This window comes from Haliscomenobacter sp., from assembly GCF_040403615.1.
Lineage (GTDB): Bacteria > Bacteroidota > Bacteroidia > Chitinophagales > Saprospiraceae > Haliscomenobacter.
In genome coordinates this window covers 5,681-25,051 of record NZ_JBBAKG010000070.1, presented here as the reverse complement: position 1 = coordinate 25,051, position 19,371 = coordinate 5,681, and the positions used below count along the sequence as shown (strand labels likewise).

Sequence of the window (19,371 nt, the reverse complement as noted above, 5' to 3'; positions counted from 1 at the left end):
AAAACCTTGCCTTTTCTTACCCTTGATAACAACTTACTTTTTGGGGTGAGTGCTGCGCCAAAACCCAACGAATCGGCTGCCGAACCCTGAAAAGCATGCAAACGGGCCAGCGAAGCATTGAAATAAGTACAGATTCGCTGGCTAGCGGCGTGTACTTCGTTTTTGTTAGGTACAGCGGAGGGCAGGTCATTTCTAAAAAAATGGTGGTTCAACAATAATATCCCTTCAGTGCTGGTTCAGAATGTCATAGGTTTAACGCAAATTTGATTGTTCCTAACTCACGATAATGTACGCTTACTTTCAACAACCTTATCCACATCGGCATGAAAGCCTCCGCCAACGGAGTCTCATTGCGGCAGCGGTAGGTGTATTTGTGGGCTTGTTTCTTAATTTTTTCCAGCCTTTTGGAGCATACCTCTGGCAAGACCCTGCCAAACCTTATATCTTAGGTGGGTATGGGGTGGTGACATTCATTTGCCTGATGTTGGTGAATATGATTGTACCAACTTTATTTAAGCAATGGTATGCCGAAGAACGCTGGACTGTAGCCAAAGAAATTGGCTGGACACTACTCATTATCGTGCTGATTGCCCTAGGTAACATGATCTATGGGAAAATCATTTTCGGCTGGTCTTTCAGGTTGTCAGACGCACTATTGTGGTTGGGTATTACGGGGGCTATTGGCATCATGCCTGCTACGGTGATTACGATGCTCAATTATGTGCAATTAGCCCGCAGATATGAGACCAAGCAATTACATATACCAAGTAATAAGATAGCAGCAGAGGCTGTTGTGGTCACTTTGGTAGCCGATAATGAAAAAGATACCCTTACGGTTAAACTCAGCGACTTATTGTTTATCGAATCAGCGGATAACTATTCGGAAGTGGTGTTTTTGAAAGAAAAGAAAGTCCAAAAAGCGCTCTTGCGCGGTAGTTTGAGTCGTATGGAGGAGCAACTAACACATCCTGTGGTGCGTTGCCATCGGTCTTATATCGTCAATTTACAGCAGGTAGAGCGTATCTTTGGCAATGCCCAAGGCTACAAACTCCAGCTCAACGACTGGCCTGAGCCGATTCCGGTAGCCAGACGTTTTAGTGATATGGTCAAAAACTATTTTATGGCTTCCTAGTCTCATATCAAATTGCATGGCCAAATTGGTTTAAAAAATGAATTTACCTTTGCCAAACATCCCAAAACGGGCCAAATGTCCCTAAGATTTATCATTTTTCCCAAAAACCTGACGCTTATCCCTACTTTTTGGGCGGTGTTCTAAAAACGGCTACGTTTGTGTCATTCCAAAACAGTATGCACAAATGCCATGAGGAAATTATTTGTTCTTGTATTGATTCCAGTAGTCATGATGACGGCAAAAGCTCAAACTGCCGAAAAAGATACGACCATCGAACGCCTCAAAATCAGAACGTCGTTTGCTAAATCCTATTTTGGTTTGGATGTCTTTAGCACATCAGGTGGTACCACACAATATGCGGCCCCGGCGGGGTTACAGACGGTTTCTTTCTCAGGTACTACCGCTCCGCGAATTTTATTGGGAGGGACGCATTTTTGGGGACATGCTGATTTTTACGTAGCCATCCCGGTGGCCCGGCTGGGCGGCCAAGTGCCTGCTGAACTAAAGAGTATTTTTTACGGTGAAGGGGTAGAAACCGGCTTTCGGGTTTTCCCCTGGGCTGTAGAGCCGGGCAAATTGCGCCCATTCGTAGGAATAGCCTTTAAAGGAGCTACTTTTGAACAAGTGGACATGGAGCCCAACAAAACTTATCAGACAGTACCATCGGTAGCGCGGACGATTTTTCCTTACCAAGCGGGCTTAGTTTATGCTGGTAAGCAATTTTTGCTCCAGGTAGGGCTTAATTACCAAAGCAAAAACAACTACCGCTATCCGATTTCACGCACCGAATATGGAGATGTAGAAACCTCTCCTTGGTCTTTTAATGTAGGCATGAGTTATTGGATCAATTCCAATGGTGGATTTGTATCAAACTACGGAGTGAGCTACATGAAAAACGGAGTGAAAAAATTAGCGGCCAAAAAACGCCTTAATTGTTGGTATTTTGGGATAGGCCCTTCGGGTACTTTTGAAATTACAAAGTCGGAGTATGTCAAAGACAAATATCCATTCTTGAGTCAAGAAAGTCCGGGCACATTTATTCCCGATGTCACCGCAGGCCGTTATTTTCATCGCTTAGACATCAATGTTGGCGTTTCGTACCGTCGGTTGCGCTATGAGTCGAGTGGTTATGATGTTAAACTGAACTACAACCGTCGTTCCATCATGCTCGAAACGTACAAATTTTTGGGCGACTATCACGGATTTGTCCCTTACGTGGGGCCTACTTTAGCCTATGAAAATTTGACATTTACGGATACTGATGGCGAAAACGTCAAAACATTTGCAACAAAAAAGGCCGCTTTAGGAGTCATATTTGGTTGGGATATTCGCATGAGCCGCAGTGAAACGTGGCTGCTGCGCACCAACTTGCGCTATACACCTAATCTACAGGTTGAAGCGGAAGGCAAAAAAGTCATGTTTGACCAAATGGAATTTAATTTTATCCAACTTATTTGGTTTGCAGGCCGGAGTAAAGCATTGCGCGGCAACTAAGGAGCGAGAACAAAATAATCAGACAAGCATGAAACCGTATTTATGATGGGCATTACATTTTTTAACTGTTCCTAAAGGGCAATGGCGAAAGTATTGATTCGAAAAAGATGGAATGAAACACTTGCAACTTATGGTTTTAGCCTATGTCCTTGAGCCTATAAATCAGTTGTAGTAATCCTAAAAAAACTGTTTCAGAAAAAAATATGTCAAAAAAAATAATTTTAACAGTCTTTTTGAGTGGCTTTTGCGCTTTGGCTTTTTCCCAAAAAACACAAAGAGTGGATAGCCTTTTTAGCCAATTGGCCCAGAGAAATTTTTTCAATGGCAATGTGCTATTGACTGAAAAAGGGCAAACCCTCTATCAAAAATCTTTTGGGTATGCCGACCTTCAGAACAAGCGATTGAATTCTGATAGCTCAGTTTTTTCGTTGGCTTCGGTTTCAAAGGTCTTCACCTCTTTGGCTGTTTTGCAATTGCGTGATAAAGGAAAATTAAAATTGGACGATACCTTCACTACCTATTTTCCTGATTTTCCTTATGCAGCTATTACGATCAGGCACTTGCTTTCTCATACCTCAGGTATACCCGATTATCCGCTTTTGTTTGCAGCAGATGTAAAGAGCAACCCCAATAAAGTTTTTACCAATCAAGACATCATTCCACGCTTAAAAACATGGAATAAGCCCTTGGCTTTCAAAATGAATGAGGCTTGGCAATACTCCAATACTAACTATTGCTTGTTAGCCTTATTGGTGGAAAAGTTATCCAAAATGAGTTTTCAGCAATACGTACATCAATTTGTGTTTACGCCTGCTCAGATGAAAAGTACGCATTTTCAACTGGACTGGAAGCATCCCTCAAGCAAACACAGAGTGAGCGACCAAGAGTATCCTTATTTTTTCTCAAAGGCTGTGCAGAAAGTGGATAGTGCTGGTAAGTTCAGGATGAGGCTGTACAATTATAGTGGTTTTGTGGGTCAAGGAAATGTGATGACTACTACCATCGACATGAAGCGCTTCGACGATGCGCTGTATGCTGGTAAATTATTGAAAAACAGCACTTTAGCGGAAGCGATGAGCCCTACAAAACTCAATAATGGCGAAAACACCCAAACAGCAATGGCAGGAAGAAAAGCCTCTTACGGACTTGGTTGGTATGTTTTGGCTGATACCACAAGTGGTAAAATAGTGGGTCATACCGGCGGTGTACCCGGTGCTTTAAGTTTATTCCTTCGCAATGTTTCAAAAAAGCAAACGCTGATTTTATTCGATAACGCTTTCAATATTGGGGTCTATAATGCAGGTTTTAATGTCTTGAATCTACTCAATGGGAGGCCTGTTGTGCCGCGAAAAGAACCTGTCACTCAAATTTATGGAAGTACATTGGTTGAACAAGGCGTTGATGAAGCCTTTTGCATCCTTCAGAAATATTTGACAGATGTGGTCAACTATCGACTCGATGAAGATGAAATGAATGAGCTAGGCATTCAGTTGTTAGACGAAAACCATGAAAAATTGGCTTTAGAGGTTTTACGGATGAACACCCTTTTGTTTCCCAAAAATTTTAATGTGTATGATAGTTATGGAGAAGCACTGCGAAAAGTCGGTAAAAAAGAAGCGGCGATTTGGATGTATCAACAGTCAGTCGAACTGAATCCACAAAATGAAGCTGGAATAAAGGCTTTATTCGAAATGAGGAAAGAGAATTGAGTACCAAATTCACTTTGACGGCCTATTGATCCATTCAAGGGTTTGCTTTTGATACCTTGCATGTACTGTATCGGTTTTACAAAAACAAAAAGACAAAATGAAAATTTTTTTGACCTTGATTTTAGGGGTTTTGTCCTATCACGCTATGGCACAGCAGCTGCTTAGTCCGAGTGAAATGCAAAAAGATGTGGCTATCTTGAAAGAGGCGCTGACCAAACTCCATCCAGGCCTCTACAAGTACAACACGCCTGCTCAAATGGGAGCAAATTTCAAAGAACTTGAAACACTTGCTGCTAAACCCCTCGATTTGCAAAAGTTCTATCTCACGCTTGCCGAGTTTGCCACCAAAATAAAGTGTGGACATACTTTCCTGAATCCCCTCAACTTGGATGATGCAGTAGCAGCACAGCTATTTTCGAATCAAGTGGTTCCCTTTTATTTCAAAATCATTGATGACAAAATCATCCTCACACACAACGTATCGAATGTACAAAGCATGGCAGCCGGTGATGAGATTCTGCAAATAGGCGTGGCTTCTACAAAGCAAATCGTTGAAAAACTTCTTCAAGTGAGCCGTGCCGATGGCAACAACGCCATGGGTAAAAAACGGTGCAATATTGGTCTTCGCCCCGAAGAAGATTATGGCAATAGTCTGTTCGATATTTTTTACCCTTTGTATTTTCCGATGGATAAAGCCCTGAAAATTCAAGTGAAAACTCCAAAGAAAAATATCAAGACATTAGAAATAGAGACCATTACTGCCGTAGAACGAAAAGCCAGGTACGAGTCCAGTCACGGGGCAATTCCTGAAAATGAACAAACTTGGGCGTACAAAAATTTAAAACCCAATGTGGCTTATTTGAAGTTTGGGACTTTTGCTTTTTGGAATAGCGACTTTGCCTGGAAAAAATACATTGATAGCGTTTTTACCAAAATAAATGCCGATAAAAAACTGCAAAACATGGTCATTGACTTGCGCGGAAATGAGGGGGGGAGTGGAGAAATACGGGATTATATTCTTTCAAAAATCACCCAAAAACCTTTGTTGAACGAGCAAAATTCAGCCATCTGCTACCGTTATTTGACTGTACCCGATAGTCTGAAAAAGCACCTTAGTACTTGGGATAGAAGTTTTAAAGCCCCCAAAAATCCAGCAGAATTCACCTTGAATGAACTAGGATTGTATCAAAAAAACAGCACTGACGAGGAGAAGCCCATCCAGGCATCGCAAGGCAATTACAAGGGTAATGTCTATCTCTTGGTAGATCCTGTTTGTAGTTCGGCTACTTTTGGCTTTGCATGGACTTTCCAATACAATAAACTTGGCAAAATCGTGGGCGAAACCACAGGAGGAACGAAACAGGGCTTGAACGGAGCGGAAATGTTTTTCCTGACTTTGCCCAATTCAAAAATAGAGATGGATTTGCCGCTCATCTATTTCTACACCAAAAATGTTCCTGATGAAGGCGTAAAGCCTGATTTTGAGGTTACAATGACCTCAAAAGACATTATGCTGGGCAGGGATGCGCAGTTAGAGGCTGTTCTGAAAATGATAAAGAAGCCTTTAAAGTCAAAAAGCCATACTGCGGTAACCATAACAAAAGACATGGAGTTTGAAGAAATGAAACTAGCCAAACGCTACGTTGTTGGCATTAGCGTTAGAACGACCAATCAGAACGGGCAATCTCAAGTTGACATTGGTGAACTGTGGGGAAAGTTTTATGCGCAAAATGTGTTGGCAACAATTCCCAACAGGGTTTCTGATGATGTCTATTGTGTCTACACCGATTACGAAAGCGACCAAAATGCACCCTTTACAAGCATTATTGGCTGCGAGGTATCGTCAGTAAAAGAGATTCCAAGTGGCATGATGCTAAAAAAAATACCAGCATCAAAATACCGAGTGTATACAGCGAAAGGAAAGTTGCCCGATTGCGTCGTTGGCACCTGGATGCACATTTGGGGAAGTCCTATCGATCGAAAATATGCAGCCGATTTTGACGTGTACGGAGTCAAGTCCAAAGACCCCATGGATGCCGAGGTAAAAACTTATTTGTCCGTGAAATAATCTGTAATCTCTCCTCCATTTTTTACTTAAATCAGCTAAAGGTATGAAGTCAATTTAGGATAATATCACTGAATGAACGGATAATTTATGGCTAAAATCGCTGAATAAGTACTTATAATTTTGCACGTAATCTATTTCTAGAAATTTTATTCTATCGTCCAATTCAATTGGTTTTGTAAATGAAAAAATAGTCCTCCTGGCATTGCTTGCCAGTTTGCTGAGTCAGGTAAACGCGCAAAAGACTACCCGATCGTAAAGGTTTTAGTGCCACGCACATTGAAACCGACGGCCAGGCCGTTCCCTTTGAAAAAGGCAACCTAAATGCGGTTTTGGGAAACCATCGTTTGTATACGTTTAGGGTGTTTTTGAAATAGACTTGCGGCCCTGTCTGACGCACGATATATAAATTCCAAAAAAATGAGTTGAAAACCCAAAAATTCCCTTTATTAGGTTGTGATTCTACTTTAAACAACCCGGCACGTGTCTTCTTTAACTTCAATACCACAAATTCGACTAGAAATCTGCTACCGCTCGTATTGTGTGGTGCGACGGCAAAAAACGGCTTCCCCTCTACAGGCTTTGGTGTTGATGAACGACCCCCAGTTTGTAGAAGCGGCGCGCATTTTAGCCGAAAAAATGATCAAAAGCAGCAAGAACGTAATCGGACGCCTGGAATATGGTTTTCAAGCCCTCACCAGCCGCAAACCCCGCCCTGCTGAACTTTTGGAAATTACCCGTTTGTTCGAACAGGAATGGACACATTTTAAGCAAAACCCGGAAAAATCAACCCAATTGCTGAGCGTGGGCGAATATGCCCGAGACTCTAATTTGGATGCAGCAGAAGTTGCAGCGTATACCATTGTGGCCTCGATGTTGATGAATTTTGATGAGTTTGCGGTGAAACGATAACCTTAAAACTTCCAGCCCAAACTCAACATAAAATTCCTTGGCGCAATGGGATTTACACTGTTTTCGTCGTGTACATTGTAGGACAGGATGTTGAATACATTGGCCAATTTTGCACGCAAGACCACATTTTTAAATTGATATCCTGCCGTGGCATCAACCTGAACGTAATCGGGGAGTTCGGTAATCCGGTAGGCATCGTTGGCCACTTGTAACCGGGTGGAACGGCCTGCGTAGCGGGTGCCGAATCGTATTTGGCAAGCTGGGCATATTGCTGGGTTTGTTGTACAAAATTTTCCCTGTCAAAACCCAAAAGTACCTGATGGCCAATGCTTCCGGTGTTGAATGTTCCGGTCAAGTCTCCTTGCAGGATCATGTACTTGTCGGAATTTTCACTCTTTTGGTTATTTTTTGGTTTAGGGTGCGGTAGCCAATGTAGGAAGCAATTAAGGTGTAAGTGCCGGCATTGAGATCGGTTAGTGCAAATTTCCCATCACGATCCGACAAAACCCCTTGGGCTGTTTCGACCAATTGGATGTTGACGAATGCTGCGGCTTTTCCTTCGCGATCGTTGACCCTGCCTAGGATTTGGCCCGTTTGGGCAACACCAACGCTGCCGATAAATAGTACAACAAGACTGGTTAAAAGTAAATTTTTCATCGCCAAAATTTAAATTTATTTAGACTAAAATTAAATAGGGACGCAATCTTAGAATGCTTTTCCTGTTTTGACAATACCGAAATTGCTGGATTAGAAATTAAAAATTTAGGTATTAAACATGAGCACTTAGGTAGCCTTTTGAGACTATTGGTTAGAAAAAAAATTACCCAATAATAACCATCGCGCTACAAGCTGACATTGAACCGCAATGTTTGCGTAGAACCATTGGAATATTGGACTTTGTATTGGTAAGTCATTTTTCTGACATCCTTCTTTTCCAGTTTTTTGTTGAATTCCATAAAACCCTCATAATCCTACATCTTTTGGCCTTCAGTCGATTTTTGGTAAAATTCATGCCTGGTATAGGTTTTTTCAAAAGAAAGATAGTTGAGCATGCCTTTGAAGCCAGCTATGGCCGCTGATTTGGTCAAGGTAATATTTTGTACTTGATGTAGCGGATTGACTTTTGCCTGAACAAAAGAGGTCAGGGGCAAGACTTGTACTTCCAGGGCTTCCGGCTGATTGTCGTAATGGACTTCTACAAATGCAATCCAGCCTGCCTGTTTGTCTTTGGAGCCGCTGATGGTTATGCTTTGAGAAGGATCGCGCAGGAATATCCTGGTGTTTAGGATGTCCATTCGGTTTACCCGAAGATTGGGGTCTTTTTGAGGATCGTTTACTCGGCTGTAAACAACGATTTCGGTCAGATACTGCCCCATTAGTACGGATCGAATATCCAGGATGACTGCATTTCCTGTGGTGATCTCCGTCTTTATTGGATCAGAAGTGGTAAATCGAAAAACTACCGAGTCAAGATCTGCAGGGTGCAGATCGTAGATTTGAACCAACAACTGTCCCTCCTTGGCATTTGGATACCAGAGATCTTGGTCTTTAGAACAGGTCAGTAAGAAAAAGGTCAAAAGCAAAAGCAGGTTTGAATAAGGACTGATCATCATAAAGTAAATCTTCATTGACTAATTAAAAAAATTAGCCAAGGTTTTAGTTCGCCAACTAGGTATTTCTGTTCAAAATAATTGGTACGGATAGGATGGGATTAATTCGCACACTACTGTTCAAAATCGCACACTTTTTTTTAACGGCGAGCTTTCAATAGGTTGAAATTCAGCTTCTTAATTTATTGGTATGGAAATTGATCTTTTACCTTTGAATCACAACCGACACGAACATGTATAGTAACTTCTTTAAAATTGCCCTCCGCAACCTTGCCAAGAACAAAGCTTCTTCTTTCATCAACATTGCTGGACTCGCAGTAGGGATGGCCGTAGCCATGCTGATTGGCTTGTGGATTTGGGATGAATTGACCTTCGATCAATACAATCCCAATTATGAACGGGTTGCCGCAATCATGCAACACCAATCCTTCAATGGACACCGGGGTACCGAAAACTCGATTCCTTTTCCCCTTGAGGCAGAACTGAGAGATAAATACGGCGAAGATTTCAAATACCTGGCGATGGCAAGCTGGCAGGGTGAGCATATTTTGTCTTTTGGGGATAAAATGATCACCCAGGAAGGCGATTACATGGCACCGGATATCACCCGGATTTTTGGTCTAAAAATGCAACGAGGTACCCAGGATGGGCTCAAGGATCTCCATTCCATTTTGCTTTCTGCATCTTGCGCCGAGGCACTTTTTGGCCAGGAGAACCCGATGGGGAAACTGATCAAAATTGACAATCAATCGGAAGTGAAAGTGACAGGAGTATACGAGGATTTACCCTTCAATTCTACCTTCCATAAATTGACCTTTATTGCACCCTGGGCATTGTATGTTTCTACACAAGAATGGATTCAAAATGCCCGTGACGAAAACCAGTGGGGCAATAATTCCTTCCAGTTGTTTGCCCAGATTGCCGATCATGCAGACATGAAAAAGCTGAGCACTAAAATCAAAAATGTAAAATACGACAAGGTAGATGCAGAAGAGAAAAAATTCAAAGCGGAAGTTTTTCTGCACCCGATGTCCGATTGGCACCTGAACTCCAACTGGGAGGAGGGTGTACAAACCGGAGGATTTATGCAGTACGTCCGACTCTTTGGCATTGTAGGGATTTTCGTTTTGCTGTTGGCCTGCATCAATTTTATGAACCTGAGCACAGCGCGTAGTGAAAAACGTGCCAAAGAAGTAGGCGTGCGCAAAACTGTGGGTTCGTTGCGCAGCCAGCTCGTCAATCAGTTTTTCTGTGAATCTTTCCTGGTGGTAATTTTTGCCTATGTGCTCGCCATTGTGTCCATCTTGCTCGTGTTGCCCTGGTTCAATGAAGTGGCCGATAAACAAATGACTTTTCCCTGGCTGCAACCCACTTTTTGGGCAATGAGCTTTGGTTTTATTTTGTTTACGGGCTTGTTGGCGGGCAGCTATCCTGCGGTATACTTGTCCTCTTTCCAACCCATCAAGGTCTTGAAAGGTACATTTAAAGCGGGCCGCTGGGCGGCAATTCCCCGCAAAGCTTTGGTGGTGTTGCAGTTTACGGTGTCGATAGCCCTGATCATCGGTACCATCATCGTATACCAACAAATTCAGCATTCCAAAAACCGCCCCTTGGGCTACGACAACAATGGGGTATTGATGATTCAAATGACCTCGCCCGACTTTAGTGGAAAATACGATTTGCTGCGCAATGAATTGAAAAGCAAGGGTGCAATCGTAGAAATGGCCGAATCCTCTAGCCCGCTTACTGCTGTTTGGTCAAACAATGGCGGCTTTGATTGGGAAGGAAAAGACCCCAGCCTGGATGCAGAATTTGCAACCATCAGGGTAACTCATGATTTTGGAAAAACAGTGGGTTGGGAATTCACCCAAGGGCGTGATTTTTCCAGGGATTTCGCGACGGATACTTCCGGCCTTGTGATCAATGAAGCAGCGGTAAAGTTTATGAACATTGGCAATCCGATTGGGAAACAAATCAAATGGAATGATATGACGCTTACCGTCATCGGTGTCATCAAAGACATGGTGATGGAATCGCCCTACGATCCGGTAAAACAATCGATCTATCTGATCAGCTATACCAACACCAGTTGGATCAGCCTGAAACTCAATCCAGCGAAAAGCACTACAGAATCGATTGCCAGTGTCAAAGCTACCTTCAAAAAATACCTTCCAGCAGTGCCCTTTGATTACGAATTTGCAGATCAAACCTTTGGTGAAAAATTCGAGGCAGAAGAACGGGTAGGTACTCTGGCTGCTGGTTTTGCCGGTTTGGCGGTGTTTATTTCCTGTTTGGGATTGTTTGGCCTGGCTTCTTTTGCTGCCGAGCAGCGTACCAAGGAGATTGGCATCCGCAAAGTGTTGGGCGCTACGGTCAACAACTTATGGGGCTTGTTGTCGCGTGATTTTGTGGTACTGGTGATGATCTCTTGTTTGCTGGCTACTCCGCTTGCTTATCATTATTTGCATGGCTGGTTGCAGCAGTACCAGTACCGGACGGAGATTTCCTGGTGGGTGTTTGGATTGGCAGCAGCAGGCGCATTGGTCATTACTCTGCTGACGGTGAGTTTTCAGGCGATTCGGGCAGCGATGGCGAATCCAGTGAAGTCGTTGAAGTCGGAGTGAGGGGGCCAAATCCGGGTCATCCGCGCTCCCATTATGGTCGATAAGGAAATTTTCAGTCACCAGCTACTTCCCGAATACCTTGGTTGCTTTCAAAACCAATGGCCTGAGAAATCTATAAAGAAGAAATCCAAATCCTGCCATGATCAAGATGAAAATTGTAGGCAATACCGCTCCGAAGGTATACGTCATGCCTAGAATAAAGCCCAGTATAAATTCAGCGTAGTAGAGTGGAAGAAAAAAGCCAAGCACCAAAAAAACGTAAAGAACATTGTCTAAAAAAAAGTTGTAGTCATAGGTAAAAGATACAGCTATGGAAACGCCCAAAATTAGCCCCAAAAGTAATAACCCAATAATTCTAAGGTTTTGGTATTTATTTTTCGGTGCGGTATGCCCAAGTCCCCAAAGCAGTAAGGCTTAACAACAGTTTCTCAGTCATTCACGCCCTTTTCCGCCCCACAAATCGAATTACCGAACCCACTCCGTTGTGAAACAGCCCTTCTTTGAGTTCAATTTCTTTTTCTTCTAGTTCTATAGTGTCATAATTGGCAAAGTCTGCTTGGATCTCTTCAATGGAAAACAATTGGGCGAGGTCTTTTGGGCCGCCCACTTTTTCGTTTTTGGCGTTGTATTCGAGGTGTTTTTTACTAAACGCTTCAAAAATGACGATCCCTCCCTTTTTCAGATACGTGTCAAGGGTCTGGTGGTAAAGCGATTTGATGTCTGCCGGGAAGTGAGCATAAATCAAGGCGATGGCGTCAAACTGTTCAGTTTTGAAATGCATAGCCTGTAGCTCTCCAACCTGATAGTCGATGCTTACCTTGTTTTTTTCGGCAAGTTGAAATGCTTTTTTTTGTCCTTCTATACTGATGTCAAAAGCGGAAACGGTCCAACCCAACTTGGCAGCAAAAACGGCATTGCGGCCTTCGCCTTCTGCGGGAAAAAGGATTGTCCCAACAGTTAGCTTCTTTAATTGTGTTTTTAGGTAGTTGTTGGGCCCTTCGCCATAAGCAAATTCGGCTTTGCCGTAGCGCTCATTCCAGCGGTCTTTCCAGATGTCATTCATGATTTTAGCTTTTATTGAGACTCCAAATGGTATAGTTCAAAACGCTGGCAAAGGATACCCATAACAGATACGGAACAAGCAGCCACGCTGCTGTTTTTGAAATTTTCGCGAAGCGGAAGATCGTCAATAAAATCGCTAACCACATCAGTAGGATCTCGATTAAGGCAAAAAATGGGGATTGGAAGTTGAAAAAAATGATGCTCCACCAAAAATTGAGGAAGAGTTGTAGGGCAAATGCAAAATAGGCGTTGCGTTTGTTGGCCTCAGGGGCTTCGTCTTTCCAAATGAGCCAGAAAGCAATACCCATGAGGGCGTACAATAAAGTCCATACTGGAGCAAAAAGATAGGCCGGGGGATTCCAGGATGGTTTTTGAAGCTGGTCAAACCAAGCGTTCATTCCAGCGCTGCCCATCAGGCCGCTGGTGAATCCGATTGCCTCACACAGGAGGACGGCAATGATTAATTTCCAGGTGGAGGATAAGCTGCGCGGTTTGCGAATAGGAGTTGATGTTGTCATCCTCCAAAGTTAACGATTAATGGGGGTTAATCGCTACAACTTATTTAATACTCCAAAGCACGCCATTCTTGGTGCTGGTTTTGGTGAGTTTGAATTCATCCGCCAGATTTTGCAGCAACATTTCACTTTCCGGTTTTGGGGTACCACTCAACTCTGCGAATTCCCGGGTTGTGAGGGTTGGATAAGCATTAAAAAGACCGACCCAGGATTTATCGTAAGTCATTTTGGGGGCTTGTGGACAGATTTTCAGCAGGGTTTCTTCAAAAATTCGATAGGGTTTGAAGCCCACAATGGCCTGGTGCTGATTGTTTTCGGTAAAAATAAAGGTAGGAAAGCTGCTTACCCCCAATTTTTGGGTTAAGGCAAGATCAAAATGAAACCTTGCCTCGCCTTGGGTTTCATAGTCTGTTTTTAGTTTTTCTGCATCCAAACCGCTTTCAGTGGCGGCCTGTGCAAGATGATTCCATTTGGTGATGTTCTTTTTTTCAACAAAAACCATTTCCCGAATTCTTCTCAAAAACTTAATTGCTTTTGCTTCATCCTGTATTTGGGCTGCTTTGAAGGCAACAGAGGGCGGATAGGATGAGTTGAGGGGATCTTCAAGCCAGACATCGCCATCAATGGGCATGTCATAATATTGGCTCACTTCGTCCCAGTGCTGCGCTACATCCTTTGGCTTACTGATGCCCCTTTTGTTGTAAGTCCAATCGGGCAAAAGCCCGCCCATGCGGTAGGCAATGTTGATGCTGTGGCCATATTCAAGTTTAAATTTTCGCAACTGAGGCTCAATGCCCCAACAGGACGAGCAAATGGGATCGGTGAAATAATTGACGGTAAGCGTTTTTCTTTGTTCTGGCAGAGAAAAATTGTTGTCCGCTGATGGGACAGTTGGGTTTTTGCATACTCCGGTTTCCAGGTCACACAAAAGCGGATTGCTATAATCTATATTCATAATGTATTGTGTGTTTTGGAGGCAGACTGAAAAAATGTCCCAAAGGCTACGTTTTAATTTTTTTTTACATGTTTACTCGCAACATAGTTGTAACTTCACGGCAAAGTTGACAATATTTCCAGCAACAGTCAATTAGTCTAAAAAACATGACTACAGAAAATAATCCAAAAAACGACAGTGGATGTCCAGCCGAAGGACTATTAAAGACGCTTTCAGGCAAATGGAAGCCTCAAATCTTTCGCTTGTCATTTGAAGGCCCTGTAAGGTTCAATGCACTTTTGCGTCAATTGGAAGGGTCCAATAAGCAGTCGGTAGCAGTAGCGCTCAAAGAGTTGGAAGAACAAGGCCTTCTGACCAAAATTGTAGTGCAGCAAAAGCCCTTGCACATCGAATACCATTTATCTGAAAAAGGAAAAACCTTGATTCCTGTTCTTCAGCAGTTGGAGGCATTGTCTTAGGGGAGGGAATAACGAAAGGCAAGTGCTTCGTTGCCTTTTTCAACAACCTTACTGCATTTTCTTCCTCACTTTGATAAAAATCAAAAGGGTAAGGACGCTAATCCTTACCCTGTCAGAATTCTATCTGATTGTGTCGGTTCAAAAAAATCAGAACCCAGTACCCAACGCAAATTCATTGCCTGAACCAACATTTACTGGATTTCAAAAAACCACTTTACTTTTTTGATTACCTGCAATTGAAACGGAAAAAGACAAAAGAGGAGTAATGCATGGAGGTACTAAAACTCCACAATCTCGATGTTGCGAATGGTTTGTTCAAACCATTTCACCGGCGCCTGAGTTTTGTCTCCGGTGCGGGTATCGCATTTGAAGAAGAGATAATACAATTGAATGTTGTCGCCAATGCGGTGAAGGAACTTTTTCAAACGGGCCTGACCTTCATCGTATTGGTGATAAAGGTATTCCATCCGCCACGAATAATAAGCCTCATCGTGTAGTTCGGTGATGTCCAGAATGGTTTTGTTGTCGGTATACTTACTCAGGTATTGAGCTGCCAGTACGCTGTGGTGCCTACTCCAGTCGCGTGGGTTGCCTTTGTGCTCAATGTGTTTGAAGGTATCGTGGGCAAATGCAATGATCCTCAGAATGCGGCGAGATTCCGGGTCGAGCTTGATTTTATCAATATTGTCCAGGACTTCTGCGATGTGCCGATAAACCTCCCCTTCGGGATGCCCATACCGGGGCAATCCCCAATCTAAACCTGAGATAAATTCTGGATCATTTAGCAAAGCCAATTCCAGGTCATTCTCTGGCTTTAGTTCTGCAATATAGTTGACCTTATTTAGTTCGTTTTCTTCCATCCCCTTTTGAATGCCTACCAATCAAACCAGTAAATTTTGGTAAAAATCCGTAAATGAAAATTTCGCACTCAAATATAAGGGGGTTTTTTTCGGTCTTGGATGTTAAAATCTGGTTAAAGCAAAAAAAAAGCTTAACCAATGCCTTTACACGATGGTTTCTTATGTGTAACTTGAACTGATTAATAATTTATACCTACTCATTGTAATAAAAATTGTGAACAGCCATGAAGCAGTGGATTGCGTTAGTATTCTCAGGAGTTTTGGGTGGGATCATCACCCTTACCGGCAGCCAATTTCTCAATACAGAGAAAAGTCAAGCCCTCAAAACCGAATCAAATTCTTATGTCCGGCGGGTCAATGCACCGTCCTGGTCTAGCAATGTGCCTTTCGATTTTGTACAAGCTGCACAGAAAGCCACGCCTTCAGTAGTCAACATTACTGCAAAAATTGCGCGCACCAGTCGTAACTCACAAGAAGAATTTTTCAACTTCTTTGGTGGCAGAGGCGGCGGTGGCGGCCCAGTTGAAGGCAGTGGCTCAGGCGTAGTATATTCTGAAAACGGGTATATCCTGACCAACAATCACGTGGTAGAAGGCGCCAGCGAATTGGAAGTCACCCTGGCCGACAACCGCAAATACAAGGCCACCGTGGTAGGCACGGACACCCGTACCGATCTGGCCGTAATTAAAATTGATGCAACTGGTCTGATTCCCGCTGAAGTGGGCAATTCTGACGATGTACGCATCGGAGAGTGGGTTTTGGCCGTGGGCAACCCATTTGATCTTACTTCCACCGTTACGGCGGGTATCATCAGCGCCAAAGGCCGCAACATTGATCTATTGGGCAAAGGTGCTTCTATCGAAGCCTTTATCCAGACTGATGCTGCTGTAAATCCTGGCAACAGTGGTGGTGCATTGGTGGACGCTCAGGGTAAATTGATTGGCATCAATACCGCAATTGCTACCCGGACGGGGTCTTTTCAAGGCTACAGCTTTGCAATTCCAGTCAACCTGGTGCGTCGCGTTGTGGACGACATCATTAATTATGGTACCTACAAACGCCCTTACCTGGGAGTCACTATTCTGGAATTGGACAGTGACCTGGCAAAAGAGCTTTCAGTTGATGCGTCACAAGGGGTCGTGATCGATGAACTGGTAGATGGCGGTTCGGCACAATATGCTGGGCTACAAGTCAGAGATGTGATCATCGGGATCGATGGCCGCGAGGTAAAATCAGTTCCTGAATTGCAAGAAGTAATTGGTCGTGCCAAAGTAGGCGATACCGTCAACCTGAAAGTGTTGCGCAAGAGCAAATCAATTATGGTTGCGGTGAAATTGCGGGAGCAGAAAAATCAGTAACTAACGCAGAAAAATTAACTTCCCGATTTTGGGTTTTGAATAGGAAGTCGAACGGTTCATTTTAAGTGAGCTTCCTATTCAAAAGCCCCTCAAAAAATCGGGAAGTAATTTTTTGCGTCATACTAAGTAATTTTTGCGTCATACTAAGACCGCTTTAAACAAGTTGACCTGAAACCTTTTTGTAATCGAAGCAACTTGTTTAAAGTTGGTTTTTCGTTTTGTTTTGAGGCGTCTGTCCTGGATTTTCTGGGCAGACGTTTTTTTTTGTATAAATTTGTAGATAATTTTATCTTTGAAAAATATTTCGCCTTTACAACTACACTTGCCTTCCTTTCGCGGAAACCATCTCATTTCACCGCGAAAACCACTATTATGTTTACCACTGCACTTGAATGGATTGATGACCTGCTGGGCTTGCTTTATCCACGGCTTTGCCCAGCTTGCGAAGAAAATTACCTGCCCAAAGAAAGCCTGATTTGCTTGCAATGCCATTGTGAATTGCCCTACACCGATCACCACCTGAGTGTTGACAATGTTTTTACAGAGCGCTTTTGGGGGCGGGTACCCTTGGATACAGGGGCGGCATTGCTTCAATTTACCAAAGGCGGCCGTGTCCAAGCTTTGATTCACCAACTGAAATACGGTGGCAATCAGGAAGTGGGCATCCGTTTGGGCATTATTTTTGGGGAAAAACTGCGTACTGCGGCAACTTTTGCTCAGGTTGATCTCATTATCCCTGTACCGCTTCACCCTCGCCGACTCCGGCAGCGGGGATACAACCAAAGTGCTTGTATTGCCGCTGGCCTGGCCCAAGGCATGGGCATCGAATACGCAGAGCATTACCTCCGCCGCGTAGCCTATACGACTACGCAAACCCAGAAATCGCGCATGGATCGTTTCAACAACGTCAGCACCGCATTTGAGGTTCGAAAAGCGACGGAGTTGCAAGGTAGACATCTGTTGCTGGTCGATGATGTGCTCACCACCGGGGCAACGCTCGAAGCCGCTGCGATTCCCCTTCTGGAAGTGCCTGGTTTGAGGTTGAGCATGGCAACATTGGCAATGGCTGTTTAAACGAAGTTAATTCAGGTGGTAGAAAAAAAAGCAGCGAAGCTGTCAAATCTAAGAATGCAAACAAAACCAGCGAAGCTGCCAACCTCATCCTCCAAAAAAACCTCAGCCTTCACCTACAACTTACCCCTGAATTCCTGCATCTTTACCCTAAATATCAACCCAATGAAACCAGGAGTTTTTTTACAGATCCTTGCCTCAACTGCAATTTGCGTGTTGGGCATGACTATGCAAGTTTATTCTCAAAGCGCAGCCAGCTTGCTACAATCCGCCAAACAAGAATTCAAAAAAGACTATACCACTCAAAACATGCCCCAAACCGTTCTAGATCTCAAAAAAGCACTGGTACTGGCGCCCAATAATCCAGAAATCTCGTACCACCTGGCCTATGCCCTGGATCGGGTTTACACCGCTGATGCCAGTTGGATTGCCTCCAATAACCTCACCAAAGTGGAGGAGATCAGCAAGTACCTGGAGCAAACCATCCGTTTGTCGCCACGCTATACGGGTGAAAAACTGCCCTTGGATCCCTACTCAAAGCTTGGCTCAGTATGGGGCAATCTGGCGCTGGGATTCCTGTCCCGCAACCTCCCCGACTCTGCGCGTTGGGCTTTTCAAGAAGGCAAGCGCAAAGGCGCTTATTCAGAACCACAGCTGGAGCTGGGGCGCAATCTACTCAACAGTTGCAGCAAAAACGCGATCCTGTTTTCAGCGGGTGACAATTTTTCCTTCCCTTTGTTTTACCTGCAAATCGTCGAAAACCTTCGCAAGGATGTACAGGTTCTTGACATCAATTTGCTCAATTCCGATTGGTACTGCCTCTACCTGGCCGAATATGCCTCCAATTCCTTGCTACGGGAAGGCTTAAGCATTGATGCGATTCCCAATTTGGTGAGTTGGAAAACCGGCTCGGTTTCTACAAGCATCAACAATGCAGCATGCGAAAAAGGCAGCAATTTCGAGTGGGACATCCCCAAATTGATCAATGGCGATTTTTTACTTCGCAGTGAGTACCTGCTGTTGCAAACCATCATTGGCAATCAGTTTGCCAGCGATATTTATTTCACCGTAGGTTTTCCCAAAGATGATTTGTTGTACCTCGATTCCTACCTGGAGTTTGGCGTACTGTTGCAGCGCTTGAGTCCTTGCAAAGTACAACGCCCCAAAACCGCCTCCGATTACCTCCGCAATTACAGCATCAACAGCCTGGCCCAGCACCGCAGCGCCATTGCCAACAGCCCCGATTTAGTCAATCAGCTCAATTTTTACCGCATCGGCTACGCCAACGCCATTTATCAGTTGATCGAAACCGAAAAAATGGAGGATGCCAACGTCTTGATGACTGCCTTGGAAACGAGACTGCCCACTGGGATACTGCCGCTGTTTAGCCCAACTTTAGGCGATTACATCGCCAAATTGAAAGAAAGTCTTAACTAACGCAGAAAATCGGGAAGTGATTTTTTTGCGTCAGACTAAACGTTGACCAAATGGAATTCATCAGTGTATTTGACATGCTCAAAATTGGCGTGGGGCCATCCAGTTCGCA

General features: G+C 43.8%; 18 protein-coding genes. 11 read left to right on the top strand and 7 right to left on the bottom strand.

The window, feature by feature from the left end; all coding sequences use genetic code 11:
- Window positions 1–95 precede the first annotated feature (95 nt).
- The 6 genes from ABW391_RS29605 to ABW391_RS19910 all read left to right on the top strand — a co-directional run bounded on the left by ABW391_RS29605 (window position 96) and on the right by ABW391_RS19910 (window position 7,312).
- A complete protein-coding gene (locus ABW391_RS29605) occupies window positions 96–218 on the top strand; it encodes a T9SS type A sorting domain-containing protein (RefSeq protein ID WP_502916339.1) in 123 nt (40 codons plus the stop codon).
- Window positions 219–286: 68 nt separating this feature from the next.
- On the top strand, window positions 287–1,132 hold the full coding sequence (locus ABW391_RS19930) for a LytR/AlgR family response regulator transcription factor (RefSeq protein ID WP_353483668.1): 846 nt from the start codon (window positions 287–289) through the stop codon (window positions 1,130–1,132).
- Window positions 1,133–1,321: 189 nt separating this feature from the next.
- Window positions 1,322–2,626: a hypothetical protein gene (locus ABW391_RS19925; RefSeq protein WP_353483667.1), complete on the top strand. Its 1,305-nt coding sequence runs from the start codon at window positions 1,322–1,324 to the stop codon at window positions 2,624–2,626.
- 203 nt (window positions 2,627–2,829) lie between these two features.
- On the top strand, window positions 2,830–4,335 hold the full coding sequence (locus ABW391_RS19920) for a serine hydrolase (RefSeq protein WP_353483666.1): 1,506 nt from the start codon (window positions 2,830–2,832) through the stop codon (window positions 4,333–4,335).
- Window positions 4,336–4,432: 97 nt separating this feature from the next.
- Window positions 4,433–6,403 carry an effector binding domain-containing protein gene (locus ABW391_RS19915; RefSeq protein WP_353483665.1) on the top strand — a complete coding sequence of 657 codons (1,971 nt, stop codon included), beginning with the start codon at window positions 4,433–4,435 and terminating at the stop codon, window positions 6,401–6,403.
- A gap of 480 nt (window positions 6,404–6,883) precedes the next feature.
- Window positions 6,884–7,312, top strand: a complete 429-nt coding sequence (locus ABW391_RS19910; protein WP_353483664.1) for a DUF1553 domain-containing protein — start codon at window positions 6,884–6,886, stop codon at window positions 7,310–7,312.
- Between the two features lie 2 nt (window positions 7,313–7,314).
- Here ABW391_RS19910 and ABW391_RS19905 read toward each other — a convergent pair whose 3' ends face one another.
- The 3 genes from ABW391_RS19905 to ABW391_RS19895 form a co-directional block, all read right to left on the bottom strand.
- Complete coding sequence (locus ABW391_RS19905) at window positions 7,315–7,518, bottom strand: hypothetical protein (protein ID WP_353483663.1); 204 nt, start codon at window positions 7,516–7,518, stop codon at window positions 7,315–7,317.
- A gap of 163 nt (window positions 7,519–7,681) precedes the next feature.
- Window positions 7,682–7,969, bottom strand: coding sequence for a carboxypeptidase-like regulatory domain-containing protein (locus ABW391_RS19900; RefSeq protein WP_353483662.1), 288 nt, complete (start codon window positions 7,967–7,969; stop codon window positions 7,682–7,684).
- A 314-nt stretch (window positions 7,970–8,283) separates the two neighbouring features.
- Window positions 8,284–8,940, bottom strand: coding sequence for a hypothetical protein (locus ABW391_RS19895; protein WP_353483661.1), 657 nt, complete (start codon window positions 8,938–8,940; stop codon window positions 8,284–8,286).
- Between the two features lie 215 nt (window positions 8,941–9,155).
- On the opposite strand from ABW391_RS19895, the gene ABW391_RS19890 reads away from it, so the two are divergent.
- Window positions 9,156–11,546: an ABC transporter permease gene (locus tag ABW391_RS19890; protein WP_353483660.1), complete on the top strand. Its 2,391-nt coding sequence runs from the start codon at window positions 9,156–9,158 to the stop codon at window positions 11,544–11,546.
- A 436-nt stretch (window positions 11,547–11,982) separates the two neighbouring features.
- Here ABW391_RS19890 and ABW391_RS19885 read toward each other — a convergent pair whose 3' ends face one another.
- From ABW391_RS19885 to ABW391_RS19875, 3 genes are read right to left on the bottom strand one after another with little or no spacing between them, the layout of a single operon-like run.
- Window positions 11,983–12,609: a class I SAM-dependent methyltransferase gene (locus ABW391_RS19885; RefSeq protein WP_353483659.1), complete on the bottom strand. Its 627-nt coding sequence runs from the start codon at window positions 12,607–12,609 to the stop codon at window positions 11,983–11,985.
- 4 nt (window positions 12,610–12,613) lie between these two features.
- Complete coding sequence (locus tag ABW391_RS19880; protein WP_353483658.1) at window positions 12,614–13,126, bottom strand: TspO/MBR family protein; 513 nt, start codon at window positions 13,124–13,126, stop codon at window positions 12,614–12,616.
- Between the two features lie 40 nt (window positions 13,127–13,166).
- A complete protein-coding gene (locus ABW391_RS19875; RefSeq protein ID WP_353483657.1) occupies window positions 13,167–14,078 on the bottom strand; it encodes a DsbA family protein in 912 nt (303 codons plus the stop codon).
- A 146-nt stretch (window positions 14,079–14,224) separates the two neighbouring features.
- Between ABW391_RS19875 and ABW391_RS19870 the strand changes: the two genes are divergently transcribed.
- The gene (locus ABW391_RS19870) at window positions 14,225–14,536 is read left to right on the top strand and encodes a winged helix-turn-helix transcriptional regulator (protein ID WP_353483656.1); all 312 of its coding nucleotides are present in this window, start codon (window positions 14,225–14,227) and stop codon (window positions 14,534–14,536) included.
- Between the two features lie 278 nt (window positions 14,537–14,814).
- Here the strand turns inward: ABW391_RS19870 and ABW391_RS19865 are convergent, their stop codons facing one another.
- Window positions 14,815–15,396, bottom strand: coding sequence for an HD domain-containing protein (locus ABW391_RS19865; protein ID WP_353483655.1), 582 nt, complete (start codon window positions 15,394–15,396; stop codon window positions 14,815–14,817).
- Between the two features lie 224 nt (window positions 15,397–15,620).
- On the opposite strand from ABW391_RS19865, the gene ABW391_RS19860 reads away from it, so the two are divergent.
- The 3 genes from ABW391_RS19860 to ABW391_RS19850 all read left to right on the top strand — a co-directional run bounded on the left by ABW391_RS19860 (window position 15,621) and on the right by ABW391_RS19850 (window position 19,262).
- On the top strand, window positions 15,621–16,754 hold the full coding sequence (locus tag ABW391_RS19860) for a S1C family serine protease (protein ID WP_353483654.1): 1,134 nt from the start codon (window positions 15,621–15,623) through the stop codon (window positions 16,752–16,754).
- A 372-nt stretch (window positions 16,755–17,126) separates the two neighbouring features.
- Window positions 17,127–17,828 carry a ComF family protein gene (locus ABW391_RS19855; RefSeq protein ID WP_353483653.1) on the top strand — a complete coding sequence of 234 codons (702 nt, stop codon included), beginning with the start codon at window positions 17,127–17,129 and terminating at the stop codon, window positions 17,826–17,828.
- Between the two features lie 162 nt (window positions 17,829–17,990).
- Window positions 17,991–19,262, top strand: a complete 1,272-nt coding sequence (locus tag ABW391_RS19850) for a hypothetical protein (RefSeq protein WP_353483652.1) — start codon at window positions 17,991–17,993, stop codon at window positions 19,260–19,262.
- Window positions 19,263–19,371: the final 109 nt, after the last annotated feature.

Bases quoted from the DNA above. Each gene is read 5' to 3' on its own strand.
- ABW391_RS19930 (WP_353483668.1), top strand. From the start codon at position 287: ATGTACGCTTACTTTCAACAACCTTATCCACATCGGCATGAAAGCCTC.
- ABW391_RS19920 (WP_353483666.1), top strand. From the start codon at position 2,830: ATGTCAAAAAAAATAATTTTAACAGTCTTTTTGAGTGGCTTTTGCGCT.
- ABW391_RS29605 (WP_502916339.1), top strand. From the start codon at position 96: ATGCAAACGGGCCAGCGAAGCATTGAAATAAGTACAGATTCGCTGGCT.
- ABW391_RS19915 (WP_353483665.1), top strand. From the start codon at position 4,433: ATGAAAATTTTTTTGACCTTGATTTTAGGGGTTTTGTCCTATCACGCT.
- ABW391_RS19880 (WP_353483658.1), bottom strand. From the start codon at position 13,126: ATGACAACATCAACTCCTATTCGCAAACCGCGCAGCTTATCCTCCACC.
- ABW391_RS19875 (WP_353483657.1), bottom strand. From the start codon at position 14,078: ATGAATATAGATTATAGCAATCCGCTTTTGTGTGACCTGGAAACCGGA.
- ABW391_RS19860 (WP_353483654.1), top strand. From the start codon at position 15,621: ATGAAGCAGTGGATTGCGTTAGTATTCTCAGGAGTTTTGGGTGGGATC.
- ABW391_RS19850 (WP_353483652.1), top strand. From the start codon at position 17,991: ATGAAACCAGGAGTTTTTTTACAGATCCTTGCCTCAACTGCAATTTGC.
- ABW391_RS19865 (WP_353483655.1), bottom strand. From the start codon at position 15,396: ATGGAAGAAAACGAACTAAATAAGGTCAACTATATTGCAGAACTAAAG.
- ABW391_RS19925 (WP_353483667.1), top strand. From the start codon at position 1,322: ATGAGGAAATTATTTGTTCTTGTATTGATTCCAGTAGTCATGATGACG.
- ABW391_RS19885 (WP_353483659.1), bottom strand. From the start codon at position 12,609: ATGAATGACATCTGGAAAGACCGCTGGAATGAGCGCTACGGCAAAGCC.
- ABW391_RS19895 (WP_353483661.1), bottom strand. From the start codon at position 8,940: ATGAAGATTTACTTTATGATGATCAGTCCTTATTCAAACCTGCTTTTG.
- ABW391_RS19870 (WP_353483656.1), top strand. From the start codon at position 14,225: ATGACTACAGAAAATAATCCAAAAAACGACAGTGGATGTCCAGCCGAA.
- ABW391_RS19890 (WP_353483660.1), top strand. From the start codon at position 9,156: ATGTATAGTAACTTCTTTAAAATTGCCCTCCGCAACCTTGCCAAGAAC.
- ABW391_RS19900 (WP_353483662.1), bottom strand. From the start codon at position 7,969: ATGAAAAATTTACTTTTAACCAGTCTTGTTGTACTATTTATCGGCAGC.
- ABW391_RS19855 (WP_353483653.1), top strand. From the start codon at position 17,127: ATGTTTACCACTGCACTTGAATGGATTGATGACCTGCTGGGCTTGCTT.